Source organism: Massilia suwonensis (assembly GCF_042655665.1).
Classification (GTDB): domain Bacteria; phylum Pseudomonadota; class Gammaproteobacteria; order Burkholderiales; family Burkholderiaceae_D; genus Telluria; species Telluria suwonensis.
Window position 1 is genome coordinate 1,935,830 of sequence record NZ_JBHSMR010000013.1, and the last position, 25,845, is coordinate 1,961,674.

Here is a 25,845-nt window from a genome sequence, read left to right on the forward strand (position 1 = left end):
ACATGTAGGGTGGGCGGGTCCCCCGCCCACGCGGTGATAGTTACCGGCAAGTCAGCCGCACGCGCACCGACATCAACTAGATCCCCACCGCCTCATCCGCCGCCAGCGAACGCTCGATATCCTGCTTCGTAAACCCCGGCGCAAAGCGCTCGATGAAATGGTAGGCATACGCCCGCAGGTAGGCCCCGCGCCGCACGGCCAAGCGCGTCACGTTCGGCGCAAACAGGTGCGAGGATTCGATCGCCCGCAATCCCCTGTCGCGTCCATGATCGAACGCCATCGAGGCGATGATCCCGACCCCCATCCCCAGCGACACATACTGCTTGATGACGTCCGAGTCCATGGCGGTGAGCACCATGTCCGGCGCCAGCCCGGCCTTGCTGAAAGCCTCGTCGATATGGCTGCGGCCCGTGTAGCCGACGTCGTAGGTGATCAAAGGATACTCGGCCAGGTCTTCCAGGCGCAGCGGCGTTTTACCCAGCAGCGGATGACCGTCGGGCGCTACCACGACGTGGCTCCAGCGGTAGCACGGGAAGGACACCAGGTCCGGGAAGGCGGTCAGGCCCTCGGTCGCGATGCCGATGTCGGCACGGCCCGAGAGCACGTATTCGGCAATGTGTTCCGGCGCGCTCTGTTGCAAGGCGATGCGCACGTTCGGGAAGGCATTGCGGAAGGACTGCACCACCTGCGGCAGCGCATAGCGCGCCTGCGTGTGGGTGACGGCGATGGTCAGCGTGCCGCTGTCCTGGGCCGAGTATTCCTGGCTCGCCTGCGCCAGGTTTTCCGCTTCCACCAGCAGGCGCTCGACGATTTTCAAGATGCCCTTGCCCGGCGCGGTGAGGCCGGTCAGGCGCTTGCCGTTGCGCTCGAAGATGACGACGCCGAGTTCGTCCTCGAGTTCGCGGATCTGGCGCGACACGCCCGGCTGCGAGGTGAACAGCGCACTGGCGACGTCGGTCAGGTTAAAATTGCGGCGCGCCGCTTCACGCACCGAGCGCAGCTGCTGGAAGTTCATATGCCACCGCCTTCGTCGACAAAGACTTGAATTTGGCGCGGCCGCACGAGCAGGGTCTCGCCTTCCTTGAGACCGAGGCCGGCGAAGCGCTCGTTCGGAATCACGGCTTCGATCAGCTGGGCGTTATCGGTGCGCTCGAGGTCGAGCTGGGCCAGCGGACCGATCGCATGGGCGCGGCGCAGCTTCACCACGATGCCCTGCTTGCCGGCCGCGTAGCGTTCGACGTCGAGGTCGTGCGGACGCACATAGCCGATGCCGTCGGCGTTCTGCACGCCGCCATGGCCGGGCGCGTCGAACAGGGCGTCGCCGCTGGCCAGCACGCCGTCGTGCACGCGGCCATGGAACAGATTCACGTTGCCGAGGAAGCTGTAGACAAACGGCGAAGCCGGCGCGTTGTACACGCTTTCCGGCGTGCCGAGCTGTTCGACGCGGCCCTTGTTCATGACCACCACCTGGTCCGCCACCTCCAATGCTTCTTCCTGGTCGTGGGTCACGAAAATCGAAGTCACGTGCAGGTCGTCGTGCAGGCGGCGCAGCCAGCGGCGCAGTTCCTTGCGCACCTTGGCATCGAGCGCGCCGAAGGGCTCATCCAATAGCAGAACCCGCGGCTCCACGGCCAGGGCACGGGCCAGCGCGATACGCTGGCGCTGGCCGCCGGACAGTTGCGGCGGATAGCGGTCGGCGATCCAGTCGAGCTGCACCAGTTCCAGCAGCTGCTTCACCTTGTCGCGAATTTGCTGCTCGGATGGACGCTCGCGGCGCGGACGCACGCGCAGGCCGAAGGCGACGTTCTCGAACACGGTCATGTGCTTGAAGAGCGCGTAGTGCTGGAACACGAAGCCGACCTGGCGTTCGCGCACGTGGCTGCTCGAGGCATCCTGGCCGTCGAGCAGCACCGAGCCGCTGTCCGGATGCTCGAGGCCGGCGATGATGCGCAGCAGCGTGGTCTTGCCGCAGCCCGAAGGGCCGAGCAAGGCGGTCAGCTCGCCATTCGGGAATTGCAGCGAGACGTCGTCGAGCGCCTTGAACTGGCCGAACTGCTTGCGGATGTGTTGGACTTCGATCGTCATTGCGTGCGCTCCGTGGTACCGGTGTCTGCTTTCATGGATTGGTGCAGACGCCATTCGATAAAGGTCTTGATGGCCAGCGTCACCAGCGCGAGCAGCGCCAGCAGGGACGCGATCGCGAACGCGGCCGTGAAGTTGTATTCGTTGTAGAGGATCTCGACCTGCAGCGGCATGGTGTTGGTCTCGCCGCGGATGTGGCCCGACACCACCGACACCGCGCCGAACTCGCCCATCGCCCGCGCATTACACAGGATCACGCCGTACAGCAGGCCCCACTTGATGTTGGGAAGCGTCACGCGGCGGAAAGTCTGCCAGCCCGAGGCGCCCAGCACCAGCGCGGCCTCTTCCTCCTCGGTCCCCTGCTGCTGCATCAGCGGGATCAACTCGCGCGCGACGAACGGGAAGGTGATGAACACGGTGGCCAGCACGATGCCCGGCACCGCGAACAGGATCTTGATGTCGTGGTCCATCAGCCACTCGCCGAACCAGCCCTGGGCGCCGAACAGCAGCACGTAGATCAGGCCCGCGATCACCGGGGACACCGAGAACGGCAGGTCGATCAGGGTCAGCAGCACGCTCTTGCCCTTGAAGTCGAACTTCGCGATCGCCCAGGCGGCAGCGACGCCGAACACCAGGTTCAGCGGCACTGCGATGCCGGCCGCGATGAGGGTCAACTTGATCGCCGAGATGGCGTCTGGGTCGAGAATCGATTCGACGTAGGTGTCCCAGCCGCGCTTCAGGGCTTCGGTGAACACGGCGACCAGCGGCACGAACAGGAACAGGGTCAGGAACAGCAGCGCGACGGCGATCAGGGTGTAGCGTACCCAGTTCGGCTCGAAGGCATTCGTCTTCACGCGGCGCGTTGAACTTTGCGGTGTCACCAAAGGTTTATCCAGGACTGCACTCATTTCTTGCCTGCCCTTCTGCGGGTCCAGGCCTGCAACAGGTTGATCGTCAGGAGCAGGATAAAGGAGACGATCAGCATCACGACCGCAATCGCGGTGGCGCCGGCATAGTCGTACTGCTCCAGTTTGGTGATGATGAAGAGCGGCGTGATCTCGGACACCATCGGCAGGTTGCCGGCGATGAAGATGACGGAGCCGTACTCGCCGGTGGCGCGCGCAAAGGCGAGGGCGAAGCCGGTCAGCAGGGCCGGCACGATCGAGGGCAGGATCACGCGGAAGAAGGTCTGCAGCGGGCTCGCGCCCAGGCTGGCCGCCGCTTCTTCGAGCTCGCGCTCGGCCTCTTCCAGCACCGGCTGCACCGTGCGCACCACGAAGGGCAGGCCGATGAAGGTCAGGGCGACGACGACGCCGAGCGGCGTGAAGGCGACCTTGATGCCGAAGGTTTCGAGGTACTTGCCGATCCAGCCGTTGTTCGAATACAGGGCGGTCAGCGTGATGCCGGCCACCGCGGTCGGCAGCGCGAACGGCAAATCGACCAGGGCGTCGACGAAGCGCTTGCCGGGAAATTTATAGCGCACCAGCACCCAGGCGACGATGCCGCCGAACACGACGTTCAGCGCCGCCGCGAGCAGCGAGGCGCCGAAGCTGAGCTTATAGGAGGCGACGACACGGTCGGACGAGACCGCCGTCCAGAACGCGTCCCAGCTCATCGTGAAGGTTTTCAGGAAGACCGCCGACAGCGGGATCAGCACGATCAGTGCGAGATAAAAGATCGTGAACCCGAGCGACAGCCCGAAACCGGGAATGACCCGGCCTGGTGCGCGCGGCTTGAGAGTGTGCATGGCGTCCTTATTACAAATTCTTCTAACGGACTGTAATAATCTCACTTCCAACTCATAAACCAAACGAAGGAATCTTCATTTGCATAGACGAATTACGCTATTAGCGTGGTGAACCTTACATCACTCAGTAGATGAGTTTCACGGCGACACCTGTGAGCGTCATTGCCAGCAGCGCCCGCAGGAAGCGTTCCGGCACCTTGCGCGCCAGCATTGAACCGAGGGTGATGCCGGGCAGCGAGCCGATCAGCAAGGTCACCAGCAGCGTCCAGTCGATCGAGCCCAGCCACCAGTGGCCGGCGGCGGCAATCGCGGTCAGCGGCACGGCGTAGGCGATGTCGGTGCCGGCCACTTGTGCCGGGGTCAATTTCGGGTACAGCAGCACCAGCAAGGTCGCACCGATGGCGCCGGCGCCGATCGAGGAGACGGTGACGAGGGTGCCGAGCACGGCGCCGGCGACGATGGTAGCGGTGCTGAGTGCCCTGCCCTGCAGCTGGCGCTCGGGATGGGCGTGGATCCAGGCGATCATGCGGCGGCGGAACAGCAGCGCGACGACGGTGAGCAGCACCGAGCCGGCGATCGAATAGCGGATCACCTGGCCGATGGCCGCGTCGAGGGCGCCATAGCGGCTCAGGATCAGGGTGGCAATCAGGGCCGCCGGCAGCGCGCCCAGGCACAGGCGGCGCACGATGGCCCAGTCGACGGTGCCGTTGAAACGGTGGGTGATGGTGCCGGCGCTTTTGGTGATCGAGGCAAAGGCGAGATCGGTACCGACCGCAACCGTGGGCGAGACGCCGAACAGCAGCGTCAGCAGCGGCGTCATCAGCGAACCGCCGCCCACGCCGGTCATTCCGACCAGCAAGCCGACCGCGAAGCCAGCGGTAATATATGTCATCAACATGCCCCAAGAGTAAGCCGGGTCAGCCGTGGGACAAACGATGAGATTCTTATTTGCTTATGCGCGGGGTGGGAATGGGGATGATGGGGCCGACAGTCGATATATGAAAAGTATCGTAGGGTGGGCACTCCGTGCCCACGCGGTCAAACGTTTGAATATCGAAACGTGTTCAAGGCCGCAAAATAATCAACCGGTGAGACCGCGTGGGCACGGAGTGCCCACCCTACGTGCATTACTTGTTCGGCTGCGGCGTGAGGCGCAGGTACGGTTTCGGAGAGGTAAAACCTTTCGGATACTTCTCAGCCAGCACCGCCGGATCCTGCACCGTCAGCGGAATGATGACGTCGTCGCCATCCTTCCAGTTACCCGGCGTCGCCACCGTATAACCATCGGTCAGCTGCAGCGCATCGATCACGCGCAGCACTTCGTCGAAGTTGCGGCCGGTGCTCATCGGGTAGGTGATGGTCAGACGGATCTTTTTCTTCGGATCGATCACGAACAGCGAACGCACGGTCGCCGTGGCCGACACTTCCGGGTGGATCATGTCGTACAGCGTGGACACGGACTTGTCGGCATCGGCGATGATCGGGAAGCCGACCACGGTCTGCTGGGTTTCCTCGATATCCTTGATCCAGTTCTTGTGCTGCTCGGCCGGGTCGACGGAGAGCGCAATCGCCTTCACGTTGCGCTTGTCGAATTCCGGCTTCAGCTTGGCAGTCAGGCCCAGCTCGGTCGTGCAGACCGGCGTGAAGTCGGCCGGGTGCGAGAACAGCACAACCCAGGAATCGCCCGCCCACTCGTGGAAGCGGATGGGGCCGATGGTGGAATCCTGCTCGAAATCAGGTGCGGTGTCGCCGAGGCGTAAGGTCATGGTCATCTCCAGGGTTGGTCAGGGACAGGCGTGACGGCGGCAGAGGACGCCGCATGCCATCCGGCTATTCTGCGGCATTTTTGACAAGCTTGCTGTGCTGTTATCGCAGTTCCTTACGCGAATCGGTTATATAGCACGGTGCCCCAGGTGATGGCCGCCAGCAGCACGGTCAGCCCGACGGCGGCGCTGCCGAAGTCCTTGGCGTTCTTCGACAGCGGATGGCGCTCGAGCGAAATGCGGTCGACGATGGCTTCGATCGCCGAGTTGATCAGTTCGACGATCAGCACCAGCATCAGCACCCCGATCAATACCAGGCGCTCGAAGCCCGATACCGGCAGCACGAAGGCGAAGATCACGCCGAGCGCGAACACCAGCACTTCCTGGCGGAAGGCGTGCTCGATGCGCCAGGCCATGGCCAGGCCCTGCACGGTGTAGCTCGACGCATCAAGGATGCGCTTGAAGCCGCCCTTGCTCTTGAATTCGCTGGTCTGGTGTTCCATGATATTTCTAAGAAGACATGAAGCGCTCATTATGCCCGTTCTGGGACGAGCCGGGAAACGGCGTGTGTTAGATGAACAATACTAGCGAATCGGTCCCCACTTTTCGCATTATGGTATAAAGTAGGGACGATACCGCACTGCACCAACCACATCATGAAAATCGAAACACTTGAACCGCCCAAGACATCGATCCAGGTGATTGAACGCATGGTCGCCCTGCTCGATGCGCTGGCGACCTATCCTGATCCGGTGAGCCTGAAGGAATTGTCCAAGGTCTCGGGCCTGCATCCCTCCACCGCCCACCGCATCCTGAACGACATGGTCGTGACCCGTTTCGTCGACCGCGTCGAACCCGGCACCTACCGGCTCGGCATGCGCCTGCTGGAACTGGGCAATGTCGTGAAAAGCCGCTTGTCGGTGCGCGAAGCGGCGCTCGACTTCATGCGCGCGCTGCACAAGAAGACCCAGCAGACGGTCAATTTGTCGGTGCGCCAGGGCGACGAAATCGTGTATATCGACCGCGCCTTTTCCGAACGCTCGGGCATGCAGGTGGTGCGCGCGATCGGCGGCCGCGGGCCCCTGCACCTCACCTCGACCGGCAAGCTGTTCTTGTCCGTCGACGAGGCCAAGGCGATCCGCGCCTACGCCACGCGCACGGGCCTGGCCGGGCACAACAAGAATTCGATCACGGACCTCGGCAAGCTCGAACGCGAACTGAGCCTGGTGCGCGCGCGCGGCTATGCGCGCGACAACGAAGAGCTGGAACTGGGCGTGCGCTGCATGGCCGCCGGCATCCACGACGACAGCGGCAAACTGGTGGCGGGCCTGTCGATCTCGGCCCCGGCCGACCGCTTGCAGGAAGACTGGCTCGACGACCTGGTGCAGACCGCCGGCCAGATTTCGGCCACGCTGGGTTTCCGGCCCTCTCCGGTGGTGTGAGCCCTGCTTCTGAAATAAAAAACGGCGCCCGCGGGCGCCGTTGTCGTCTGGGCGTGGGCTTCAGCGTTTTTGCAGGACGGCGGCTGCCGACACGGCGGAAAACGAGGTCGGGGCAGCGTCGCTGCTCGTGCTGACCGGGCTGGCGACCGGCACGCTGATGCTGTCCGGCGTCAGCGCCTCCAGCCAGCGGCGCATGCGCCCGGCGTCGGCGGTACGCGACATCTTGCCCTTGGAATCGAGGAAGACCATGATCACGTTGCGGCCCTGGATCATGGCCTGCATGACGAGGCAGCGCCCCGCTTCGTTGATGAAGCCGGTCTTTTGCAGGCCGATGTTCCAGTCCGGCAGCGCCACCAGATAGTTCGTATTGTTGTAGCGCATCGGACGGCCGCTGGCCTCGACCACCCAGTTCGGATCGGTCGAATACTGGCGCAGCAGCGGTTTCTGGTGCGCGTAGGCCACCAGTTTCGCCAGGTCGCGCGCGCTCGAGACGTTTTGGCTCGACAGGCCGCTGGAATCGACATAGCGTGTGTCGTTCATGCCCAGCTCGCGCGCCTTGGCGTTCATCGCCGCGACAAAGGCGCCGATGCCGCCCGGGTAGTTGCGTCCGAGGGCCGATGCGGCCCGGTTCTCCGAACTCATCAGCGCGATGTGCAGCAGGTTGTTGCGGGTCATGCGCGCGCCGACCGGCAGGCGCGAGCTGCTGTACTTGTGGCGGTCGACGTCGTCGTTGGTAATGGTCAGGGTTTCGTTCAGGTTCTGCTCGGCTTCGACCACGATCAGGCCCGTCATCAGCTTGGTAATCGAGGCGATCGGCAGCGCGACGTTCGCGTTCTTTTCGAACAGCACTTCCGAGCTGTTCTGGTCCATCACGAAGGCGACGTTCGAGCGCAGCGACAGCGGGTCGCCGGTCTTGTTCAGGCCGGCCAGGTCGCCGGCGGTGCGCGCCGCGGGAATCGCCAGCACGGCCGGCGCGGCACGGCGGATGGTCTGGTACACGACGCGGCGCTTGCCGTTGACTTTCACGACGCGGCGGACCAGGCGCGGACGGTCGTCCGCCGCGACGGTGGCAGCCTCCTTGCGCTTGCCCTTGCGCGACGTCTTGGCTGCGGTTTTCTTGACGGTCTTCTTCTTGACCGCCTGGCGCTTCTGTTTGCTCGAACTGGCCTGCGCACCGGCGCCGGCGCCGGCGGCCGATACGGGCTCGGCAACCAGGAACAGCGATACCAGGACAGACAACAGGAGCTTCAACATGGGTACTTCCTTTTCACGCGAACCGATGAGGCACTAAACCAGTGTATTCGTCCACAACTCAACTGCAAGCGAATTTAACACCCTCGCGTCTATTTTGCCGCACAACAACGGACTCATGCACACCGCATGCCGCCGTGCGCGGCGAACTTCTTTAATTGTGTAACCAGCGCAACACTTAGTTTACAAAATGGACAAAGGCCGACAGCGGTTCGCGTTCGGTCACCAGCGTGTTCTCGATCTTCGACGGATCGGCCCAGCCCAGCGCCATGCCGCAGACCACGGTTTCGTTTTCCGGCAGCTTCAGTTGCTCGGCGATGATGCGGTGGTATTGCGTGAAGGCCGCCTGCGGGCAGGTGTCGAGTCCGCGTCCGCGCGCCGCCACCATGATGTTCTGCAGGAACATGCCATAGTCGAGCCAGGAGCCCTGCTCCATGATGCGGTCGATGGTAAAAATTAGGCCGACCGGCGCGTCGAAGAAGCGGAAGTTGCGCGCATGCTGGGCCGCCATGCCGGCCTTGTCTTCGCGCGTCAGGCCGAGCAGGCTGTACAGGTCCCAGCCGACCTTGCGGCGGCGGTCGATGAAGGGCGAAACCCACTCGCGCGGGTAGTAGGCGTATTCCTCGGTGTGCTGGCGCGACTGCTCGGGGTCCGTATGCACGGCCAGGATGGCATCGGACAGCGCGCTGCGTGCGTCGCCAGTGAGCACGTACACCTTCCACGGCTGGGTATTGGTGCCGGACGGGGCGCGCGAGGCCACTTCCAAAATGCGCGCGATGTCGTCCTGCTCGACCGGCTTGTCGAGGAAGGCGCGGATCGAACGGCGCGAGGTGATGGCGGCATCGACCGCTTCTTGATTCTGGCTCGAGATCATGCATGCTCCTGTTTTTTGACGACGAATGCGACACCGGTAACGGCCACCGCCATGCCCAGCAGCCCGAGCGGGCTGAGCGACTCGCCGAACAGCAGCCAGGCCATGACGGCGGTGGTGGGCGGCGTCAGGTACAGCAGGCTGGTCACCTCGGTGGCGTTGCTGCGGCGGATGAGACTAAATAAGAGGAAGATCGCGCCGATCGACAGCGCGAAAATCGACCACAGCAGCGCGGCGATGAAATTGGCGTTCCACGTTACTTTAGACAAGGATGGGTCCAACTGTTCGACAAGAATCGCGCACGGCAGCAAGGCGGCGACGGTGGCCGCGAACTGGATCACGGTGCCGGTGCGCAGGTCGAAACTGGGGCAATAGCGGCGCTGGTACATGGTGCCGATCGTGATCGAGAATAGCGCGAACAGGCAGTACAGGATCGCGGCGCTGGACAGTCCCGTCAGGTTGATCTTGGCTGCCACCACCAGCGCCACGCCGCCCAGGCCGAGCAGCAGGCCGAGCCACTGGCGCGGACGCACCCGCTCGCCGATCAACGGCGCAGCCACTGCGGTGAGGATCGGCTGCATGCCGACGATCAGGGCCGACAAGCCCGCCGGCATGCCGATCTTGATGGCGCTCCAGACGCCGCCCAGGTAGCCCGCCTGCAGCAGCAGGCCCGCCACCGCGACATGTCCAATGCGCCCATGCGGCCAGGGCGCGCGCGAAATCAGGACCAATGGCACCAGCACCAGCAGCACGCCGAGGCAGCGCAGCAGGAGAAAGGTCAGCGGCGGCGCATACGGCAAGCCGAACTTGGCCACGATGAAGCCGGTACTCCAGAGGAAGACGAAAAAGGACGGCACCAGCCAGCGGTGCTGCGTGAGGGATGCGCCTGGACTTGCGGTGGTGTCGGCCATGATGTGAGTAGTAGGCGCCTGGACACCGGATGGCGAATAGCGCAATGGCAAGTCTAACATGGGCGTCAAAACCCTTCCGGCCATGACCCCGGTCTTTCCAGCCGTGGCGGCTACGCACTAGAAGTTGTCGGGAAGTATTTCTTCCGATGCAAGAACACAACAAAGGTTTCTGACGTGGTGCAACGCACCAAAATCGCTTGACGGGCTCGCAGAAATGGGCAAAACTGCGCTCTGTTGCGGTGCACAATACCTAGTTCACCCGTTTCACAGCACAGATTTCAGCAACATATTTCCCGCAGCAATACTCGTAGCAAATACTTCCTATAACGTCTTGTTTGGAGAATCCCATGTTTGCAATCCCAGAGCAGTTCTCGAATGCCACCAAAGCCAATTTTGAATCGCAATTCGCCCTGCTGTCCTCGTTGACCGCGAAGACCTTCGAAAGCATGGAGAAGCTGGTGGAGCTGAACATCAGCACCGCCCGTGCGACCCTGGCTGACAACTCGAACACCGCCCGCCAGCTGCTGTCGGCCAAGGACCCGCAAGAGTTCTTCCAGCTGTCCGCCGCCCAGGCCCAGCCTGCCGCCGAGAAAGCCGTCGCCTACAACCGCCAGCTGGCCGCCATCGCCACTGCCAACGGCGCCGAGTTCTCGAAAGCCGCCGAAGGCCAGATTGTCGAAGCGAACCGCAAGGTCATCGCCCTGGTCGACGAAGTGAGCAAGAACGCCCCTGCCGGTTCGGAGACCTTCGTCGCCGCCGTCAAGACCGCGATCAGCAACGCCAACGCCGGCTACGAGCAGTTCAGCAAGACCACCAAGCAGGCGGTCGAAGCGATCGAAAGCAATGTGAACGCCGCCGTGTCGCAGTTCTCGCAGGCTGCCGCCAAGGCGCCGGCTGCTGCTGCCAACGCTGCCGCTGCCGCTGCTGCTTAATTCATAGCACGCTGTAAAAAGGGCCGCCTGGGAGATCAGGCGGCCCTTTTGCTTTGTTACGCCAACACAATTCGTATGGTGATCGGCGGGCATGCCCGCCCTACAGCCGCACATCGTAGGGCGGGCATGCCCGCCGGTCACCGCATGCATTACGATTCTGCGTCTGCAATCACTCGCCCAAATACGCCGCCTGCACCCGCGGATCGTTGAGCATCGCCTGCGCATTCCCCGTCATCGTGATTGCCCCGGAATCCATCACATACCCCCGGTGCGCCGCCTGCAAGGCCAGCTTGGCATTCTGCTCGACCAGCAAAATCGTGATCCCCTGCTGCGACACGTCGCGAATCACCTCGAAAATCTTCTCGACCATGATCGGCGCCAGCCCCATCGACGGCTCGTCCAGCAGCAGCAAGGTCGGATGGCACATCAGCGCGCGCGCCATCGCCAGCATCTGCTGCTCGCCGCCGGACAAGGTGCCGGCCAGCTGGTTCGAACGTTCCTTCAGGCGCGGGAACACACTGAACCATTTATCGATGTCGGCCTCGATCCCCGCCTTGTCGTCGCGCGTATAAGCGCCCATCAACAGGTTCTCGTGGATCGACATGCGCGTGAACACGCCCCGCCCTTCCGGCACCATGGCCAGCTTCTGCTGCACCAGGCGGAAGGAGTGCGTGCCGCCCAGGGGCTGTCCCAGATAGGACATCGTCCCCTCGACCTTGCAGGCCGGCAGCGTGCCGGTGATCGCTTTCAGGGTCGTGGTCTTGCCCGCGCCGTTAGCGCCGATCAGGGTAACGAGTTCACCCTTGTTGACCTCCAGGTCGATGCCTTTTACTGCCTTGATGCCGCCGTAAGCGACTTTCAGGCCGCTGATTTTCAGTACGTTGTCGCTCATCAGTGAGCACCTCCCAGATAGGCCGCGATCACCGCCGGATCCTTCTGGATCTCGGCCGGGACGCCCTCGGCGATGCGCTTGCCGTACTCGAGCACGGTAATGCGGTCGCACAGGCCCATCATCAGTTTCACGTCGTGCTCGATCAGCAGCACGGTCTTGCCTTCGTTCTTGATTTTCACCAGCAGCTCGCGCAGCGCCAGCTTTTCGGTGGCGTTCATGCCGGCCGCCGGTTCGTCCAGGGCCAGCAGCTGTGGATCGGTGGCCAGGGCGCGCGCGATTTCCAGGCGGCGCTGGTCGCCGTAGGACAGGTATTTGGCCGTGCGGTTGGCGAACTGGCCGATGCCGACGAAGTCCAGCAATTCCTGGGCCCGGGCGCGGATCGCGGCTTCTTCGATGCGCGCCGCCTTGTGGCGGAAGATCGCGCCGAACACGCCCTGCTTCGAGCGCACGTGGCGCCCGACCATGACGTTTTCCAGCGCCGTCATCTCGCCGAACAGGCGGATGTTCTGGAAGGTGCGCGCAATCCCCGCCTTGGCCACCGCATGCGGGGCCGAAGGCGAATACGGCTTGCCGGCGAGCTCGAACTTGCCGCTGTCGGGCTGGTAGAGGCCCGTGATCACGTTGAAGAAGGTGGTCTTGCCGGCGCCGTTCGGGCCGATCAGGCCGTACACCTGGCCGGGCCGGATCTGGATGCCGACGTCGGTCAGCGCCTGCAAGCCGCCGAAGCGTTTATTGACGCCGGAAATATTCAGGAGATAGTCGCTCATGGGTGTCGGCGCCTCAGACGGCGGCCGCCTCCTGTTCTTCTTCGCGCGCATTGGCGACATTCGGGCGGTCTTCCTTGTTCGGCGAAGGCCACAGGCCGGCCGGGCGTACCAGCATGATCGCCACCAGCGCCAGGCCGTACAGCAACTGGCGCAGCACCTCGGCTTCGATGATCACCTTGCCGAACATCGCCATTTGCGCCGGCTCGACCACGTGGCGCAGCACTTCCGGCAGCGCCGCCAGCAGCACGCCGCCCAGCACCACGCCCGGGATGTGGCCGATCCCGCCCAGCACCACCATCGCCAGGACCGCGATCGATTCGGTCAGCGAGAACGATTCCGGAGATACAAAACCCTGGAAGGCGCCGAACATGGCACCGGCCACGCCGCCGAAGGAGGCGCCCATCGAGAACGCCAGCAGCTTCACGTTGCGCGTGTTGATGCCCATGGCCTTGGCTGCGATCTCGTCCTCGCGGATCGCGACCCAGGCGCGGCCCAGGCGCGAATGCTGCAGGCGGCTGGTGACGAAGATGGTGGCGATGCACAGGAACAGGAACAGGAAGTAGTAGGCGTTCACCGAGGGCATGCCGTAGCCGCCGATGTAGACCGTCGATTGCGAACCCGCTTCGCCGGCCAGCGAGACGCCGAAGATGCGGATCGGATCGATCATGTTGATGCCCTGCGGCCCGTTCGTGAAATTGATCGGGTCGTTCAGGTTGTTCATGAAGATGCGGATGATCTCGCCGAAGCCGAGGGTGACGATGGCGAGGTAGTCGCCGCGCAGCTTCAGCGTCGGCGCTCCCAGCAGCGCGCCGAACAGGGCCGCCACCAGGCCGGCCAGCGGTACGATCGCCCATACCGACAAATGAATGCCGTTCTGCTGGATCTCCGGCCCGAACAGCGCCACCAGCGATTCGCCGATCGCCGGGTGATAGTTCACCACCGATTCGAGCAGCGCCGCGAACTGCGGCGAGGAGAATAGTCCGGTCAGATAGGCGCCGACCGCAAAGAAGGCGATGTAGCCGAGATCGAGCAGGCCGGCAAAGCCGACCACGATGTTCAGGCCCAGCGCCAGCATGATGTACAGGAGCGCGATGTCGATGATGCGCACCCAGGAGTTGCCGTACTGGGCGGCAAAGAAGGGGAAAGCCAGCATCGCGGCCAGCAGCAGGCCCATCGTGATATAGGCCTGGCGCTTGTTGTGGTGGACGTCGAAAGTCAGGAAGGCCATGACGTCTCCTTTAGGCGCGGTCGGCCACGCGCTCGCCCATGATGCCGGACGGACGCAAGGTGAGCACCAGGATCAGCACCACGAAGGCGAAGATGTCCTGGTAATGGCTGCCGAGGAAGCCCCCGGTCAGGTCGCCGATGTAGCCGGCGCCGAGCGCCTCGATGATGCCAAGCAGCAGGCCGCCGATCATGGCGCCGTAGATGTTGCCGATTCCGCCCAGCACCGCCGCGCAGAAAGCTTTCAAGCCAGGCAGCACGCCCATCGTGAAGGTGATCGAGGCGTAGTTGGCGCCCCACATCACGCCGGCCACGGCGGCCAGTGCGGCGCCGATGGCGAAGGTGGCAACGATGACGCTGTTCGAATCGACGCCCATCAGCCCGGCCACGCGCGGGTTTTCGGCCACGGCGCGCATTGCACGCCCCATTTTGGTGCGTTCAACCAGCAGCACCAGCCCCACCATGGCCAGCGCGGCCAGCACCAGCAGCAAGACCTGGGTCTGCGAAATCATGGCGCCTCCTAACATGATCGGATCGGAGGACAGCAGTTGCGGGAACGGCAGCGGGCTGCGGCCCCACCAAGGCATGGCCATCACGAAGGTCTGCAGCAGGATCGAGACGCCGATCGCGGTGATCAGGGGCGCCAGGCGCGGCGCATTGCGCAAGCGGCGGTAGGCGATGCGTTCGATAAGCACATTGACCAGCATCGCGACGGGAATCGCGCCGAGGATGGCGACGGCCAGCTGGACGAAGCCGGGCAAGCCGGGGAAATAGTGTTCGAGCAGTTGCAGGATCGACAGGCCGACCATCGCCCCGATCATCAGCACGTCGCCGTGGGCGAAATTGATGAGGTTCAGCACCCCGTAGACCATCGTGTACCCAAGCGCGACCAGTGCATACATGCTGCCTAGCACCAGCCCGTTGAGTATCTGCTGGACAAAAGTCTCCATCGTTTCCGCACCTCTAGATTTCGATAACAAAAACGGCACTCCGAGAATCCCGAAGTGCCGCTCATTGGCCTGGCCTTGCTTCTGTCAGCAAAAACAGTTGCCACGACAAAAATTCCGAGCGTCGCCATCATAGCGAGCTTTTTGAAAAACTAACAACGGAAAATTGGTGCCGCCTTCCTATCGAAATAGTGCAAAACTTATGCCAGCTCAGCCTTGGCGCCGTCCAGGCCCTTCGGCAGCGGGAAGGTCACGTTCTCTTCCACGCCTTCGAGCGCACGCACGCTGGCCGCACCGAGTTGCTTGAGGCGGTCGATGACGGCCTGCACCAGCACCTCCGGGGCCGAGGCGCCGGCAGTCAGGCCGATGCGCTTTTTGCCGGCGATCCATTCCGGATTGATCAGCTCGGCCTGGTCGACCATGTAGGCCGGCGTGCCCAGCTTGTCGGCCAGTTCGCGCAGGCGGTTCGAGTTCGAGCTGTTCGGGCTGCCGACCACGATCACCACTTCCACCTGTGGCGCCATGAACTTCACGGCTTCCTGTCGGTTGGTGGTGGCGTAGCAGATGTCCCCCTTCTTCGGCTCCGAGATGCTCGGGAAACGGTTTTTCAGGGCCGCGATGATCTCGGCGGTGTCATCGACCGACAGCGTGGTCTGCGAGACGTAGGCGAGATTGTCCGGATTCGCCACCTGCAGCGTAGCGACGTCCTCGACGGTTTCGACCAGGTGCATGCCCTCTTCCGCCTGGCCCATCGTGCCTTCGACTTCCGGGTGGCCGTCGTGGCCGATCATGACGATCTCGGCGCCCTGCTTGCGCATCTTCGACACTTCGACGTGCACCTTGGTGACCAGCGGGCAGGTGGCGTCGAAGATCTTCAGGCCGCGCGCGTCGGCTTCCGCACGCACGGCTTTCGAGACGCCGTGGGCCGAGAATACCAGCGTATTGCCGGCCGGGACGTCGTCCAGGTTCTCGATGAAGATCGCGCCCTTGTTGCGCAGGTCTTCCACGACATACTTGTTGTGGACGATCTCGTGGCGCACGTAGATCGGCGCGCCGAACTGCTGCAGGGCGCGTTCGACGATCTCGATGGCACGATCGACGCCGGCGCAGAAGCCGCGCGGCTGGGCAAGAAGAATCTCGTTTTCCACGTTTTCCATAGTCATTCCTGTTACAGGACCGAAATCAGTTTCACTTCGAACTGCAAATCCTGGCCGGCGAGCGGATGGTTGAAATCGAACAGCGCCGCGTCCTCGCCCATTTCGCGCAGCATGCCGGCAAAGCGGCCGCCGCCGGGCGCGGCGAAGTCGACCAGGTCGCCCGCCTTGTAGTCGGCGTCTGGCACCGAGTTCTCTTCCAGCGTCTGGCGCGAAACCCACTGGATCAGTTCCGGATTGCGTTCGCCGAATCCTTCGGCGGCCGACAAGGTAAAAGTCTTGTGCTCACCCTCGGCCATGCCGAGCAGGCGTTCTTCGAGGAAGGGCGCGAGCTGGCCCTGGCCCAGCATCAGCGTGGCCGGGTTGGTCCCGAAAGTGGTGACAATGTCGGTGCCGTCCGCGCCGGCGAGGCGGTAATGCAGGGTCAGGTAGGCCGATTCGGTGACGACAGCAGGAGAAGCGTTGGACATGGTGTTCGCGTTTTTCGTAAAGCGGGCAAACCGCTATTGTAAAGCCTTGTGTCCGTTCCCGCCCGAGTGTCGCGCCCGCGCATCGCGCCTGATGACAAGCAAACATTTTGATATTCGTGCGTTTTTCAACAGCACTACCGGCCCGCTCAATGCTACTGTCGTTCTGATTTCCCGCAAGCAATCACCCTACTACTCAGGAGACAACGATGACACATCCGGAATCGGAACTGATCTATGCAGGCTTTTGGCGGCGCGTCGGCGCCTATCTCCTCGATGGCGTGCTTCTGTGTGCAGTGACCTATCCTTTGCTGCTGATGACCTATGGCCTGACCTACCTGGAAGACCCGAATGCATATTGGGGACCAATGCAGCCACTCATCTCTTATGTCCTGCCTGCGGTCCTGGTACTGTCGTTCTGGCTGATGAAGTCCAAAACGCCCGGCAAGATGGCCGTTGCCGCCACCATCGTCGACGCACGAACCGGCGCCAAGCCAAGTACGAAGCAATTCCTGATCCGCTATGTTTCGTATATCGTGTCGGCGCTGCCGCTGTGCCTCGGTTTCCTGTGGATCGTCTTCGATTCACGCAAACAGGGCTGGCACGACAAGCTCGCCGGCACGGTCGTCGTCCGGCGCAAGGCGAGCTCGGAACCGGTACGCTTCGATGCGCCGCTTTCCGGCCCCGTGGCCTGAACCTCCCCGCCTATGCGCCTCCCAAAGTTATTTACCGATCGTTCCAGAATAGTTGTTGACCGCCCGTTCCAGAATTGGCAGAATGGGCTCGTCAACCTCACGCTGGAACCGATCGCATGGCCCGTCCCCGGAATTTTGCAGAAGAGACCGTCCTCGCCCAGGCTGCGGAACTGTTTGCGCGCATGGGCTACAACGGCGCCTCGATCGACGACCTGTTGACCGCCACCGGCCTGCAGCGCGGCAGCCTCTATAAAGCCTTCGGCTCGAAACGGAACCTGTTCGAGAAGGTGCTGGCGGCCGCACTTGTCTCGGGCTGGCCAACCAGGCCCGCCGCGGTCGATCTCCTGATCGTCGCGCTGAAGGAACTGGCTTCCGACGATACGCCCATTGCCGGCCTGTGCCGCCAGGCGATCCTCGAATCCGGCACCGATACCGCGCACCTGCTCGGCGCGCGCCTGCTGAACCATCTCGACTGAAAGGAAAGCCATGCCCGTACTGGAATTGACGAAGGACGAACTGGTCGTGCACCTGAAGGCATGGGAAGCGCTCGCCTCGCTCCAGCGCAGCATCCGCATTCCGCTGGCGAACGTGCGCGGCGCCAGCGAGGACGAGGGTTTTCGCGGCCGCGCGCTGGGCTTGCGCGCCCCGGGAACCGGTCTGCCCGGCATCCTGCACGCCGGCACGTATTACAAGGATGGGGACCGGCAATTCGTCTTCATCGGCCCCAAGACCCATCCGGTCGTGATCGAACTGGCGAACGAGAAGTGGTCCCGCATCGTCCTCGGCGTGGAAGACGCACGCCGTACCGCGGCCGAGGTGAGCCACGCGATCGCGCCGCACTAAGCGCATCCATTGCGCGCGGCCTCCCATGATGCTACCGTGGGTCGCGGCCACTCCGGCCGCGCTTATTGGAGCATATTGAGCATGACCGTGGTCGATGAAACAGAATTTGAATACGCCGGCTTCTGGGTCCGCGTCGGCGCTGCGCTGATCGATACGGTCCTGGTGCTTTTTCTGACGGTGCCGCTCCTGAGGATGGTCTACGGCAGCGAATACGGGGAAAGCGAGCGGCTGATCCAGGGTCCGGCCGACTTCCTCATTTCCTGGCTGCTGCCGGCCATCGCGGCGATCGCCTTCTGGGTCGCGCGCGGCGCAACGCCAGGGAAGATGGCGATTTCGGCCCAGGTCGTCGATGCCCGTAGCGGCAAGAAGCCAGGCACGGGCCAGGCGATCGGACGCTATCTCGGCTACTACGTGTCGACGATCCCGCTGGGCCTGGGCCTCATCTGGGTCGCCTTCGACCCGAAAAAACAGGGCTGGCACGATAAATTGGCAGGCACCGTCGTCATCCGGCGCAAGGGTGGCGGTACGCGGCCCGTCAGTTTCGAACACGCCGGCAAGGACACGCCGCGCTGAAACGCCGTCCTGCCGCACCTCAGCGGCAGATCAGTACCGCCTGCGCCCGGATGCCCATAATCGGCCCTCCTCTTTTATTCGTGTGGAGTGCAAATGGGCATCAACGACTGGCCGGAACAGCACCGGCCGCGCGAACGGCTGGCGCGCGAAGGATCGGCGGCCTTGTCGAACGCCGAATTGCTGGCGATTTTCCTGCGCGTCGGCGTGCGCGGACGCAGTGCTGTCGAGCTCGGCAGCCACATGCTCGAGCACTTCGGCTCGCTGCAGCGCTTGCTGCATGCGACACCCCAGGAATTCTCGCAGGTGCACGGCCTCGGCCTGGCGAAATATGCGCAGCTGCAGGCCGTCATGGAATTGTCGCGCCGTGCGATCTCGGAAGAATTCTTTCGCCAGGCCCTGTGCTCGCCCGACACCGTCAAAGCCTATCTCCGCGCCAAGTTCGGCTTGCAGGCCTACGAGTCCTTCGTCGTCCTGTTCGTGGACGTCAAGAATCGCCTGATCGATGCCCAGGAAATGTTCAAAGGCACGCTTACCCAGACGAGCGTCTATCCGCGCGAAGTCGTCATGGCTGCCCTGCGCCGCAATGCCTCGGGCGTGATGCTGGCGCATAACCACCCGTCCGGCGTGCCCGAGCCGAGCCAGGCCGACCTGCAGCTGACACGTGCCCTGGCGCAGGCGCTGGCCCTGATCGACGTGCGCGTGCTCGACCATTTTGTGGTGGCGGGAACACAGGTGCACTCCTTTGCCGAGCACGGCCAGCTGTAGCCTCATCGTTCAATTAACTGCGTCAAAACAAGGCGCTAGCAGCGTTTTTACAATTGTTAAATTCAAGCGCATGATCAAGACACAATTGTTTTTCGCAAGTGATTGATTCCGCGATGGTTTTCACGCTATACTCTCGTTTTTCCGAATTCGGAAGTTTATCTTTAAGGAGTGCACTATGGCACGTGTCTGCCAAGTTACCGGCAAGGGTGTGATGGTTGGCAACAACGTCTCCCACGCTAACAACAAAACCAAGCGTCGTTTCCTGCCGAACCTGCAGAACCGTCGCATCTACGTGGAATCCGAAAACCGCTGGGTCTCGCTGCGTTTGTCCAACGCCGGCCTGCGCGTCATCGACAAGCTGGGCATCGACGCCGTTCTGGCCGACATGCGCGCTCGTGGCGAAAAAGTCTAATTAGGGAGCTATCATGGCAAAAACTGGCCGCGACAAAATCAAGCTGGAATCGACCGCAGGTACCGGTCACTTCTACACCACCACCAAGAACAAGCGCACGATGCCGGCGAAGATGGAAATCATCAAGTTCGACCCGAAAGCACGCAAGCACGTTCCGTACAAGGAAACCAAGATCAAGTAATTGGTCCTGGAGCTGTACAAGAAAAGCCGCCCACGCAAGTGCGCGGCTTTTTTGTTTATCCGGCTGTTTATGCACCATGTGTGACAATTGGTGCATTTTTAGCAATCCTGAATGCGTATAGTGGCAGGGTTCGTAACCCGACAAACCCTCCGCCATGCGACGCCCTCACGTCCTCCGTTCCGCCGTCCTGGCCGTCCTGCTGGTGTGGGCCGGCGCCGCGCATGCGTCCCCGCAGGCTGCCGCCTACCCGAATACCGAAGGTTTCGGCATCGATTTCGAAAAGAGCGAGGACTGGTACGCCCACTGCGTGCGCGCGCTGCATGCCGCCCCGCCCCCGGCTCCCGCCCCCGCCAAAATGCGCTGCAATGCGAGCGACCTGTACTACCTGAAACGGGACCAGGACAGCACCTCGAACGCCGAGTGGCGCGAGGTGCGCGACTGCGCCGAAGCGACGGGCGACGACGCCGTCCTGATGATGCTGTACGCGAACGGCTATGGCGTCGCGCGCAATCCCGATCGCGCGATCTATCACGCGTGCAAGCTCGACAGCGCAAAGGCCGAGATGGAACTACGGGTCGGCTACCTGGCCTCCCCCGCCGCCGCCGCCGACCGCCAGCCTTTCGATTTGTGCGACCACATCACGAGCGGACGCATGGGTGGGGTCTGCGCCGCCATCAGCCAGAACCGCGCCGAGCATGTCCGCGCCGCGCACCTCGACCGGTTCGCGGCAAGCCTGCCATCCGCGGTCCGGCAGCCGTTTGCACGCTTGCGTGCAGCCGCCGCGGCCTTCACCCGGAAAGCGGCCGGCGAAGTGGACATGACGGGAACGGGCGGCGCCGGCTTCACCTTCCGGCACAGCGGACGCCGTGCCGAGGAGTTCCTGGACACGCTGCTCAAGGCCGCAAGCGGCAAGCTGCCCCCTGCCAGCCCGGCCCGGCTGGCGCAGCTGGATCGCGAGCTGAACGAGGTGTACCAGAAGGTGTTGGCGACGCCATCCGAGCAGGAGAACCATCCGGAGCGGATTCGCAGCTCGACGGTCAAGCGCGCCGCTGTGCGCGATGCGCAGCGTGCCTGGCTGGCCTACCGCGATGCCTGGGAACCGTTTCTGGCCGCCGCACGCCTGCCCGTCGACGCCGCCGCCGTAAAAGCCGTGCTGACGCGCCAGCGCGTCGCCCAGCTGAAGCGCATCTGAAAATAAAAACGGCTCCCGCAGGAGCCGTTGTTCATTGCAAGGCCGAAGCGCTTATGCGTAGCTGCGCAGGCGCAGCGAGAATTCCTGCAGCGACTTGATGCCCGAGGCTTCGGCACGGGCGCACCAGTCCTGCAGTTGCTGCAGCAACTGGTCGCGGGTCGAGTGCGAACGCTCCCAGATCGCGCCCAGTTCCACGCGCATCTGGTGCATCGTTTCCAGCGCCTTGCTGTGCTTGAACAGCTCGATCAGCTGCTGCTTGTGCACCAGTTCCAGCTTGCCCGGCTCGCGTTGCAGCAGCTTGCGCGAGGATTTCAGGAAGCGTTTTTCCAGCTGGGCCTTGTCCTTCAGGTGGTCCAGCTCCTCGCGGAAGGCGTGCTTGACCGACTTGGCATACTTGGCCATCACGTCGTAGCGGTTGGTGATCACCGACTGCAGCGTTTCCAGGTCGGCCACGACTTTGTCTTTCGCAAACTTCGGTTCCGGCGCGACCTTCTTTACTTTGGCCAGGCCCAGCATTTCCAGGGCGCGGATGTAACCCCAGCCCAGGTCGATCTCGTACCACTTGCTCGACAGCTTGGCCGAAGTGGCGTGGGTATGGTGGTTGTTGTGCAGTTCTTCGCCGCCGATCAGGATGCCCCATGGGAAAACGTTGGTGGCCGCATCGCTGCAATCGTAGTTGCGGTAACCCCACCAGTGGCCCAGGCCATTGATGATGCCGGCCGCCGTGATCGGAATCCACAGCATCTGGATCGCCCAGATGGTGATGCCGATGACGCCGAACAGGACAAAATTAATCACCAGCAGCGCGGCGACGCCGAACCAGCTGTACTTGGTGTACAGGTTGCGCTCGATCCAGTCGTCCGGGGTGCCGTGGCCATACTTGGCCATGGTTTCCAGGTTCTTACTTTCGGCACGGTACAGTTCCGCGCCTTCCAGCAGCACTTTCTTGATGCCGCGGGTGACCGGGCTGTGCGGATCTTCCTCGGTATCGCATTTCGCGTGGTGCTTGCGGTGGATGGCCGCCCATTCCTTGGTCACCTGGCCAGTGGTCAGCCACAGCCAGAAGCGGAAGAAGTGGCTCGGGATCGCGTGCAGCTCGAGTGCGCGGTGCGCCTGGTGGCGGTGCAGGTAGATCGTGACGCTGGCGATCGTGATATGGGTCACGACCAGGGTGTACAGAACGACTTCCCAGCCGCTCAGGCCGATGAGGCCGGTGTTCAGGAATTCCAGTACGGAATGCAGGATGTTGCTAAAGCTCATTAAGGCTCCAAGAGTAATTGCTGTCTGGTGCACGCCGTCTTTTCTGGGAGAGGGTCGCAGGGGCGGACCGGAACAGGCCGGATCGCCAAGCACGCATTCTACGCACTTCCAGTGACGCACGGCATGACGAACGCAGCTAAATTGCGTCGAAATGCGAAATGTGCGCCACATTCATGGCAGATGTGCATCAAACCTGAGCAATTTGTGGCGGCAAGCCCAAACGGATAGTGCCCGAATGCACCAGTGCGTAGATATTCTTGTTCACGGCCGAGATCACGCCGCCGGTTCCCTTCTCCGGATCGACGATCGAAAAGCCCAGCTCCAGCTCGTAGCCGGCCGGGCCGAAGGCGTTCAATTGCGCCGACGGCGCCGGGTCCGCGATGACGCGCTCGACGTTGTCCGCCTGGCGCACCAGCAGGCGCATGACCTCGTCCAGGTCGCTGTCGTAGGCCACCGTGATGCGCGTGTTCAGGCGAACGGCCTTGTTGGTGGCGGCCTGGTTCAGCACGACGCCCGTGATCAGCATCTCGTTCGGCAGCAGGGTTTGCGTGCCGTCGAGCGCCTGCAGGACCGTGGTGCGGGTGTTGATGCGAGCCACACGGCCCGAATACTTGTCGACCGTGATCGGGTCGCCGATCGACAGGCTGCGTTCCAGGAGGATAATGAAGCCCGACACGTAGTTACTGGCAATGCGTTGCATGCCGAGACCGAGACCGACGCCGAGCGCGCCGCCGAACACCGACAGCACGGTCAGGTCGAGACCGACCAGGTTCAGGCTAACCAGCACCGAGATCAGGAGCAGCAGTGCGCGCGCCACGCGCGCCAGCACCACGCGCGATGAGGTGTGCATCCCCTGCAGGCCCATCAGGCGTTCCTCGATGGCCGCACCGGCCCACAGGGCCAGCATCATCAGCACGACGACCGACACGGCTCCCTGCAGGATGTCCAGCAGGGTCGCCTTGTGTTTGCCGATCGGCAGCACTTTACTGTCAAGGAACTGGATGATGTCCGGCCACATGCCGGTCAGGTAGAGCGCAACGCCGACCCAGACGACCAGCGCCAGGATCTTCTCGAAGGTCTGCAGCGCCGTGCCCAGGGGCCCATGGCGCGCGAATACCCGCCGCAGCAGGTAGAACACGATGCGGATCAGCGCCATCGAGGTGAACAAAGGCAAGGCCACGCGCAGCAGGTGCACGCTTTGATGCTTCTGCAGGGCGATCTTCGCACCCCAGACCAGGGCCGCGATCAGGAGCGGCGCCAGCACGCGGCCGAAACCTTCCACGCCGATGCGGCGGATTGCGTTCTGGGAATCGTCCTCGTGCAGCCAGCTGCGCCGGATGAGGCGCGCCAGCAGCAGGCCGACGAGCACCGCGCCGACGATGGCCAACGCCTGCCACAGGATACGTGGATTGCTGATGTCTTCCAGCAGGTCCTGTAGCAGGTCGGTGATCGGCATCGGTGCGGGGCTCCTCAATTACTCGTCAGCAGCAGCGTCGGTGGCTTCGGCCTTTGGCTTTTTCGCAGCCATCGGCTTACGCTCCAGCACGGCGGCGAAGAAGCCGTCGGTGTTGTGCTTGTGCGGCAGCAATTTCAGGTACTGGTCCATCTCCAGATCGATCTTCTGCTCGGCCAGCACCTTGCTCATCGGCACCAGCTCGAAGTCCGGATGCGAAGCCAGGAACTGCTCGACGATGACATCGTTCTCTTCGTTCAGCAGCGAGCAGGTGGCGTACACCAGGCGGCCGCCGCCCTTCAGCAGGCGCGCGGCGCCGTCCAGGATCGAGGCCTGCTTTTCCTGCATTTCCGCCACGGCGGTCTCGGGCTGGCGCCACTTGACGTCCGGGTTGCGGCGCAGGGTGCCCAGGCCCGAGCACGGGGCGTCGACCAGCACGCGGTCGATCTTGCCGGCCAGGCGTTTGATTTTCGCATCGCGTTCGTGCGCGATCAGGACCGGGTGCACGTTCGACAGGCCGCTGCGCGCCAGGCGCGGCTTGAGCTTGCTCAAACGCTTTTCCGACACGTCGAAAGCGTACAGGCGGCCGGTGTTGCGCATGGTCGCGCCCAGCGCCAGGGTCTTGCCGCCGGCGCCGGCGCAGAAGTCGACCACCATCTCGCCGCGGCGCGCGGCCAGGATCTGGGCCAGCACCTGGCTGCCCTCGTCCTGCACCTCGATTGCGCCTTCCTTGAACAGCGGCAGGTTCTGCAGGGCCGGCTTCTTCTTGATGCGCAGGCCGAGCGGGGAGTACGGGGTCGGCTCGGCGGCGATCGGCGCCTCCGCCAGCTTGGCGATGACCTCGTCGCGGTTGGCCTTGATCGAATTGACGCGCAGGTCGAGCGGCGCCGGCGTGTTCAGCACGGCCGACAATTCCTTCGCTTCCGGCTCGCCGAACTGGGCCACCAGCTTGTCGAACAGCCACTGCGGCATGTTCGCCTGGGCCAGCGGCGGCAGCAGGCTGCGGTCGATTTGCTGCATGCGATTGAGGAATTCGGTTTCGTCCTCGTGCAGGCCGCTCAGCGCGTCGATGCCGACGGTTTCGGCCAGTCCCAGCAGGGCCAGGCGGCGCATCGAGGGCGTGCCGCCGGTGCCGCCGAATTCGGTGAAGAAGGTTTTATTGCGCAACACGGCATACACCGCTTCGGCAACGACGCCGCGCTCGCGCGAGCCGAGACGTTGGTGGTCCTTGAAATAGCGCGACAGGGTGACGTCGGCCGGGGCCGTAAAGCGCAAGATCTCGCGCAGCACCTCTTCGGTGCTGCCGAGAATTGCTGGTGGCAATCTCATGAAAATCCTTGAATAAACTACGAATGACTGATGGTATCGGCGAGCTGCGGGTCGAGGACGCGCACGTCGCCATGTTCGATACTGAGCCGGTCCTCGACGAAGAGGCGCACGGCATAGGGGTAGAGCTTGTGTTCCTCAGCAAGCACGCGCGCGGCGAGCGTGTCCTCGGTGTCGCCCGGCAGCACGGGAACGCGCGCCTGCGCCACGACCGGGCCATGATCGAGCTCGGCGGTGACGAAGTGCACCGTCGCGCCATGCTCGAGCACGCCACCCTCCAGCGCCTGCCGATGCGTCGCCAGCCCCGGGAAGGCCGGCAGCAGCGACGGATGGATGTTCAGCATGCGCCCGGCGTAATGTTCGACGAAGCCCGCGGTCAGGATGCGCATGAAGCCAGCCAGCACGACCAGGTCGGGCGCATGACGGTCGATTTCCTGCTGCAGGGCCGCATCGAAGGCTTCGCGGCTACTAAATGACTTGCTCGGCACCACGGCGGTCGGGATGCCGCGCGCCTGCGCGAACGCCAATCCCGCCGCATCGGGCCGGTTGCTGATCACTGCCGCAATCCGGGCCGGCCACCCTTCCGCTTGCGCGGCGCGCACGACCGCTTCCATGTTGCTGCCGCGGCCGGAAATGAGGATGACGATGTTTTTCATAGCGCGCATTGTACCGCAAGCCCCTGTCGCGGCCGCAGC

At 63.3% G+C, this 25,845-nt stretch carries 30 protein-coding genes; 10 read left to right on the forward strand and 20 right to left on the reverse strand.

Annotation, left to right across the window (positions count from 1 at the left end; genetic code table 11):
* Positions 1 to 76: 76 nt before the first annotated feature.
* From ACFPQ5_RS16805 to ACFPQ5_RS16835, 7 genes are all read right to left on the reverse strand, one after another.
* Positions 77 to 1,015: a CysB family HTH-type transcriptional regulator gene (locus ACFPQ5_RS16805; protein WP_379758124.1), complete on the reverse strand. Its 939-nt coding sequence runs from the start codon at positions 1,013 to 1,015 to the stop codon at positions 77 to 79.
* Positions 1,012 to 2,085, reverse strand: a complete 1,074-nt coding sequence (locus ACFPQ5_RS16810; RefSeq protein WP_379758127.1) for a sulfate/molybdate ABC transporter ATP-binding protein — start codon at positions 2,083 to 2,085, stop codon at positions 1,012 to 1,014. Before ACFPQ5_RS16810 ends, ACFPQ5_RS16805 begins: the two co-directional genes overlap by 4 nt.
* Positions 2,082 to 2,990 (reverse strand): sulfate ABC transporter permease subunit CysW, encoded by a 909-nt coding sequence (cysW, locus tag ACFPQ5_RS16815; RefSeq protein ID WP_379758130.1) that lies wholly within the window; start codon positions 2,988 to 2,990, stop codon positions 2,082 to 2,084. Before cysW ends, ACFPQ5_RS16810 begins: the two co-directional genes overlap by 4 nt.
* Positions 2,987 to 3,829, reverse strand: coding sequence for a sulfate ABC transporter permease subunit CysT (gene cysT / locus ACFPQ5_RS16820; protein ID WP_379758133.1), 843 nt, complete (start codon positions 3,827 to 3,829; stop codon positions 2,987 to 2,989). The genes cysW and cysT overlap by 4 nt, the downstream gene beginning before the upstream one ends.
* A gap of 124 nt (positions 3,830 to 3,953) precedes the next feature.
* Positions 3,954 to 4,727 (reverse strand): sulfite exporter TauE/SafE family protein, encoded by a 774-nt coding sequence (locus tag ACFPQ5_RS16825; protein ID WP_379758136.1) that lies wholly within the window; start codon positions 4,725 to 4,727, stop codon positions 3,954 to 3,956.
* 229 nt (positions 4,728 to 4,956) lie between these two features.
* Positions 4,957 to 5,595: a peroxiredoxin gene (locus tag ACFPQ5_RS16830; RefSeq protein ID WP_379758139.1), complete on the reverse strand. Its 639-nt coding sequence runs from the start codon at positions 5,593 to 5,595 to the stop codon at positions 4,957 to 4,959.
* A gap of 113 nt (positions 5,596 to 5,708) precedes the next feature.
* Positions 5,709 to 6,095 (reverse strand): diacylglycerol kinase, encoded by a 387-nt coding sequence (locus ACFPQ5_RS16835; protein ID WP_379758142.1) that lies wholly within the window; start codon positions 6,093 to 6,095, stop codon positions 5,709 to 5,711.
* A gap of 153 nt (positions 6,096 to 6,248) precedes the next feature.
* On the opposite strand from ACFPQ5_RS16835, the gene ACFPQ5_RS16840 reads away from it, so the two are divergent.
* Complete coding sequence (locus ACFPQ5_RS16840; RefSeq protein ID WP_379758145.1) at positions 6,249 to 7,034, forward strand: IclR family transcriptional regulator; 786 nt, start codon at positions 6,249 to 6,251, stop codon at positions 7,032 to 7,034.
* A 60-nt stretch (positions 7,035 to 7,094) separates the two neighbouring features.
* Here ACFPQ5_RS16840 and ACFPQ5_RS16845 read toward each other — a convergent pair whose 3' ends face one another.
* From ACFPQ5_RS16845 to ACFPQ5_RS16855, 3 genes are all read right to left on the reverse strand, one after another.
* Positions 7,095 to 8,288 carry a serine hydrolase gene (locus tag ACFPQ5_RS16845; protein ID WP_379758148.1) on the reverse strand — a complete coding sequence of 398 codons (1,194 nt, stop codon included), beginning with the start codon at positions 8,286 to 8,288 and terminating at the stop codon, positions 7,095 to 7,097.
* A 175-nt stretch (positions 8,289 to 8,463) separates the two neighbouring features.
* Complete coding sequence (locus ACFPQ5_RS16850; RefSeq protein WP_379758151.1) at positions 8,464 to 9,159, reverse strand: nitroreductase; 696 nt, start codon at positions 9,157 to 9,159, stop codon at positions 8,464 to 8,466.
* The gene (locus ACFPQ5_RS16855) at positions 9,156 to 10,067 is read right to left on the reverse strand and encodes a DMT family transporter (RefSeq protein ID WP_379758154.1); all 912 of its coding nucleotides are present in this window, start codon (positions 10,065 to 10,067) and stop codon (positions 9,156 to 9,158) included. Before ACFPQ5_RS16855 ends, ACFPQ5_RS16850 begins: the two co-directional genes overlap by 4 nt.
* 347 nt (positions 10,068 to 10,414) lie before the next feature.
* On the opposite strand from ACFPQ5_RS16855, the gene phaP reads away from it, so the two are divergent.
* Positions 10,415 to 10,999 (forward strand): TIGR01841 family phasin, encoded by a 585-nt coding sequence (gene phaP, locus ACFPQ5_RS16860; protein WP_136219011.1) that lies wholly within the window; start codon positions 10,415 to 10,417, stop codon positions 10,997 to 10,999.
* A 169-nt stretch (positions 11,000 to 11,168) separates the two neighbouring features.
* On the opposite strand, the gene ACFPQ5_RS16865 is transcribed toward phaP, so the two are convergent.
* The 6 genes from ACFPQ5_RS16865 to ACFPQ5_RS16890 form a co-directional block, all read right to left on the reverse strand.
* Entirely contained in the window at positions 11,169 to 11,891 is a 723-nt protein-coding gene (locus ACFPQ5_RS16865; RefSeq protein WP_379758157.1) for an ABC transporter ATP-binding protein, read from the reverse strand.
* On the reverse strand, positions 11,891 to 12,658 hold the full coding sequence (locus ACFPQ5_RS16870; protein WP_379758160.1) for an ABC transporter ATP-binding protein: 768 nt from the start codon (positions 12,656 to 12,658) through the stop codon (positions 11,891 to 11,893). Before ACFPQ5_RS16870 ends, ACFPQ5_RS16865 begins: the two co-directional genes overlap by 1 nt.
* Positions 12,659 to 12,671: 13 nt before the next feature.
* Positions 12,672 to 13,886 (reverse strand): ABC transporter permease subunit, encoded by a 1,215-nt coding sequence (locus tag ACFPQ5_RS16875; protein ID WP_379758163.1) that lies wholly within the window; start codon positions 13,884 to 13,886, stop codon positions 12,672 to 12,674.
* Positions 13,887 to 13,896: 10 nt separating this feature from the next.
* Positions 13,897 to 14,832, reverse strand: coding sequence for a branched-chain amino acid ABC transporter permease (locus tag ACFPQ5_RS16880; RefSeq protein WP_379758166.1), 936 nt, complete (start codon positions 14,830 to 14,832; stop codon positions 13,897 to 13,899).
* Between the two features lie 197 nt (positions 14,833 to 15,029).
* Positions 15,030 to 15,992 carry a 4-hydroxy-3-methylbut-2-enyl diphosphate reductase gene (ispH, locus tag ACFPQ5_RS16885; RefSeq protein WP_379758169.1) on the reverse strand — a complete coding sequence of 321 codons (963 nt, stop codon included), beginning with the start codon at positions 15,990 to 15,992 and terminating at the stop codon, positions 15,030 to 15,032.
* Between the two features lie 5 nt (positions 15,993 to 15,997).
* Entirely contained in the window at positions 15,998 to 16,453 is a 456-nt protein-coding gene (locus ACFPQ5_RS16890) for an FKBP-type peptidyl-prolyl cis-trans isomerase (RefSeq protein WP_379758172.1), read from the reverse strand.
* A gap of 206 nt (positions 16,454 to 16,659) precedes the next feature.
* Between ACFPQ5_RS16890 and ACFPQ5_RS16895 the strand changes: the two genes are divergently transcribed.
* From ACFPQ5_RS16895 to ACFPQ5_RS16930, 8 genes are all read left to right on the forward strand, one after another.
* On the forward strand, positions 16,660 to 17,145 hold the full coding sequence (locus ACFPQ5_RS16895) for an RDD family protein (protein WP_379758175.1): 486 nt from the start codon (positions 16,660 to 16,662) through the stop codon (positions 17,143 to 17,145).
* A gap of 116 nt (positions 17,146 to 17,261) precedes the next feature.
* A complete protein-coding gene (locus ACFPQ5_RS16900; protein WP_379758178.1) occupies positions 17,262 to 17,621 on the forward strand; it encodes a TetR/AcrR family transcriptional regulator in 360 nt (119 codons plus the stop codon).
* A 10-nt stretch (positions 17,622 to 17,631) separates the two neighbouring features.
* Positions 17,632 to 17,988, forward strand: a complete 357-nt coding sequence (locus tag ACFPQ5_RS16905; protein ID WP_379758181.1) for a hypothetical protein — start codon at positions 17,632 to 17,634, stop codon at positions 17,986 to 17,988.
* 81 nt (positions 17,989 to 18,069) lie between these two features.
* Positions 18,070 to 18,561, forward strand: a complete 492-nt coding sequence (locus ACFPQ5_RS16910) for an RDD family protein (protein ID WP_379758184.1) — start codon at positions 18,070 to 18,072, stop codon at positions 18,559 to 18,561.
* A 93-nt stretch (positions 18,562 to 18,654) separates the two neighbouring features.
* The gene (gene radC, locus ACFPQ5_RS16915; RefSeq protein WP_379758187.1) at positions 18,655 to 19,326 is read left to right on the forward strand and encodes a RadC family protein; all 672 of its coding nucleotides are present in this window, start codon (positions 18,655 to 18,657) and stop codon (positions 19,324 to 19,326) included.
* 175 nt (positions 19,327 to 19,501) lie between these two features.
* On the forward strand, positions 19,502 to 19,738 hold the full coding sequence (gene rpmB, locus ACFPQ5_RS16920) for a 50S ribosomal protein L28 (RefSeq protein ID WP_005665737.1): 237 nt from the start codon (positions 19,502 to 19,504) through the stop codon (positions 19,736 to 19,738).
* Positions 19,739 to 19,748: 10 nt separating this feature from the next.
* Positions 19,749 to 19,919, forward strand: a complete 171-nt coding sequence (gene rpmG / locus ACFPQ5_RS16925; RefSeq protein ID WP_182991897.1) for a 50S ribosomal protein L33 — start codon at positions 19,749 to 19,751, stop codon at positions 19,917 to 19,919.
* Positions 19,920 to 20,073: 154 nt separating this feature from the next.
* Positions 20,074 to 21,111 (forward strand): lysozyme inhibitor LprI family protein, encoded by a 1,038-nt coding sequence (locus ACFPQ5_RS16930; protein ID WP_379758191.1) that lies wholly within the window; start codon positions 20,074 to 20,076, stop codon positions 21,109 to 21,111.
* A gap of 51 nt (positions 21,112 to 21,162) precedes the next feature.
* Here ACFPQ5_RS16930 and ACFPQ5_RS16935 read toward each other — a convergent pair whose 3' ends face one another.
* From ACFPQ5_RS16935 to purN, 4 genes are all read right to left on the reverse strand, one after another.
* Positions 21,163 to 22,371 (reverse strand): DesA family fatty acid desaturase, encoded by a 1,209-nt coding sequence (locus ACFPQ5_RS16935; RefSeq protein ID WP_379758194.1) that lies wholly within the window; start codon positions 22,369 to 22,371, stop codon positions 21,163 to 21,165.
* A gap of 187 nt (positions 22,372 to 22,558) precedes the next feature.
* Complete coding sequence (locus ACFPQ5_RS16940) at positions 22,559 to 23,827, reverse strand: mechanosensitive ion channel family protein (RefSeq protein WP_379758197.1); 1,269 nt, start codon at positions 23,825 to 23,827, stop codon at positions 22,559 to 22,561.
* Positions 23,828 to 23,845: 18 nt separating this feature from the next.
* Positions 23,846 to 25,153: an RsmB/NOP family class I SAM-dependent RNA methyltransferase gene (locus ACFPQ5_RS16945; protein ID WP_379758200.1), complete on the reverse strand. Its 1,308-nt coding sequence runs from the start codon at positions 25,151 to 25,153 to the stop codon at positions 23,846 to 23,848.
* A gap of 17 nt (positions 25,154 to 25,170) precedes the next feature.
* Positions 25,171 to 25,806 carry a phosphoribosylglycinamide formyltransferase gene (gene purN / locus ACFPQ5_RS16950; protein WP_379758203.1) on the reverse strand — a complete coding sequence of 212 codons (636 nt, stop codon included), beginning with the start codon at positions 25,804 to 25,806 and terminating at the stop codon, positions 25,171 to 25,173.
* Positions 25,807 to 25,845 lie beyond the last annotated feature (39 nt).

Bases quoted from the DNA above. Each gene is read 5' to 3' on its own strand.
- ACFPQ5_RS16805 (WP_379758124.1), bottom strand. From the start codon at position 1,015: ATGAACTTCCAGCAGCTGCGCTCGGTGCGTGAAGCGGCGCGCCGCAAT.
- ACFPQ5_RS16810 (WP_379758127.1), bottom strand. From the start codon at position 2,085: ATGACGATCGAAGTCCAACACATCCGCAAGCAGTTCGGCCAGTTCAAG.
- cysW (WP_379758130.1), bottom strand. From the start codon at position 2,990: ATGAGTGCAGTCCTGGATAAACCTTTGGTGACACCGCAAAGTTCAACG.
- cysT (WP_379758133.1), bottom strand. From the start codon at position 3,829: ATGCACACTCTCAAGCCGCGCGCACCAGGCCGGGTCATTCCCGGTTTC.
- ACFPQ5_RS16825 (WP_379758136.1), bottom strand. From the start codon at position 4,727: ATGTTGATGACATATATTACCGCTGGCTTCGCGGTCGGCTTGCTGGTC.
- ACFPQ5_RS16830 (WP_379758139.1), bottom strand. From the start codon at position 5,595: ATGACCTTACGCCTCGGCGACACCGCACCTGATTTCGAGCAGGATTCC.
- ACFPQ5_RS16835 (WP_379758142.1), bottom strand. From the start codon at position 6,095: ATGGAACACCAGACCAGCGAATTCAAGAGCAAGGGCGGCTTCAAGCGC.
- ACFPQ5_RS16840 (WP_379758145.1), top strand. From the start codon at position 6,249: ATGAAAATCGAAACACTTGAACCGCCCAAGACATCGATCCAGGTGATT.
- ACFPQ5_RS16845 (WP_379758148.1), bottom strand. From the start codon at position 8,288: ATGTTGAAGCTCCTGTTGTCTGTCCTGGTATCGCTGTTCCTGGTTGCC.
- ACFPQ5_RS16850 (WP_379758151.1), bottom strand. From the start codon at position 9,159: ATGATCTCGAGCCAGAATCAAGAAGCGGTCGATGCCGCCATCACCTCG.
- ACFPQ5_RS16855 (WP_379758154.1), bottom strand. From the start codon at position 10,067: ATGGCCGACACCACCGCAAGTCCAGGCGCATCCCTCACGCAGCACCGC.
- phaP (WP_136219011.1), top strand. From the start codon at position 10,415: ATGTTTGCAATCCCAGAGCAGTTCTCGAATGCCACCAAAGCCAATTTT.
- ACFPQ5_RS16865 (WP_379758157.1), bottom strand. From the start codon at position 11,891: ATGAGCGACAACGTACTGAAAATCAGCGGCCTGAAAGTCGCTTACGGC.
- ACFPQ5_RS16870 (WP_379758160.1), bottom strand. From the start codon at position 12,658: ATGAGCGACTATCTCCTGAATATTTCCGGCGTCAATAAACGCTTCGGC.
- ACFPQ5_RS16875 (WP_379758163.1), bottom strand. From the start codon at position 13,886: ATGGCCTTCCTGACTTTCGACGTCCACCACAACAAGCGCCAGGCCTAT.
- ACFPQ5_RS16880 (WP_379758166.1), bottom strand. From the start codon at position 14,832: ATGGAGACTTTTGTCCAGCAGATACTCAACGGGCTGGTGCTAGGCAGC.
- ispH (WP_379758169.1), bottom strand. From the start codon at position 15,992: ATGACTATGGAAAACGTGGAAAACGAGATTCTTCTTGCCCAGCCGCGC.
- ACFPQ5_RS16890 (WP_379758172.1), bottom strand. From the start codon at position 16,453: ATGTCCAACGCTTCTCCTGCTGTCGTCACCGAATCGGCCTACCTGACC.
- ACFPQ5_RS16895 (WP_379758175.1), top strand. From the start codon at position 16,660: ATGACACATCCGGAATCGGAACTGATCTATGCAGGCTTTTGGCGGCGC.
- ACFPQ5_RS16900 (WP_379758178.1), top strand. From the start codon at position 17,262: ATGGCCCGTCCCCGGAATTTTGCAGAAGAGACCGTCCTCGCCCAGGCT.
- ACFPQ5_RS16905 (WP_379758181.1), top strand. From the start codon at position 17,632: ATGCCCGTACTGGAATTGACGAAGGACGAACTGGTCGTGCACCTGAAG.
- ACFPQ5_RS16910 (WP_379758184.1), top strand. From the start codon at position 18,070: ATGACCGTGGTCGATGAAACAGAATTTGAATACGCCGGCTTCTGGGTC.
- radC (WP_379758187.1), top strand. From the start codon at position 18,655: ATGGGCATCAACGACTGGCCGGAACAGCACCGGCCGCGCGAACGGCTG.
- rpmB (WP_005665737.1), top strand. From the start codon at position 19,502: ATGGCACGTGTCTGCCAAGTTACCGGCAAGGGTGTGATGGTTGGCAAC.
- ACFPQ5_RS16930 (WP_379758191.1), top strand. From the start codon at position 20,074: ATGCGACGCCCTCACGTCCTCCGTTCCGCCGTCCTGGCCGTCCTGCTG.
- ACFPQ5_RS16935 (WP_379758194.1), bottom strand. From the start codon at position 22,371: ATGAGCTTTAGCAACATCCTGCATTCCGTACTGGAATTCCTGAACACC.
- ACFPQ5_RS16940 (WP_379758197.1), bottom strand. From the start codon at position 23,827: ATGCCGATCACCGACCTGCTACAGGACCTGCTGGAAGACATCAGCAAT.
- ACFPQ5_RS16945 (WP_379758200.1), bottom strand. From the start codon at position 25,153: ATGAGATTGCCACCAGCAATTCTCGGCAGCACCGAAGAGGTGCTGCGC.
- purN (WP_379758203.1), bottom strand. From the start codon at position 25,806: ATGAAAAACATCGTCATCCTCATTTCCGGCCGCGGCAGCAACATGGAA.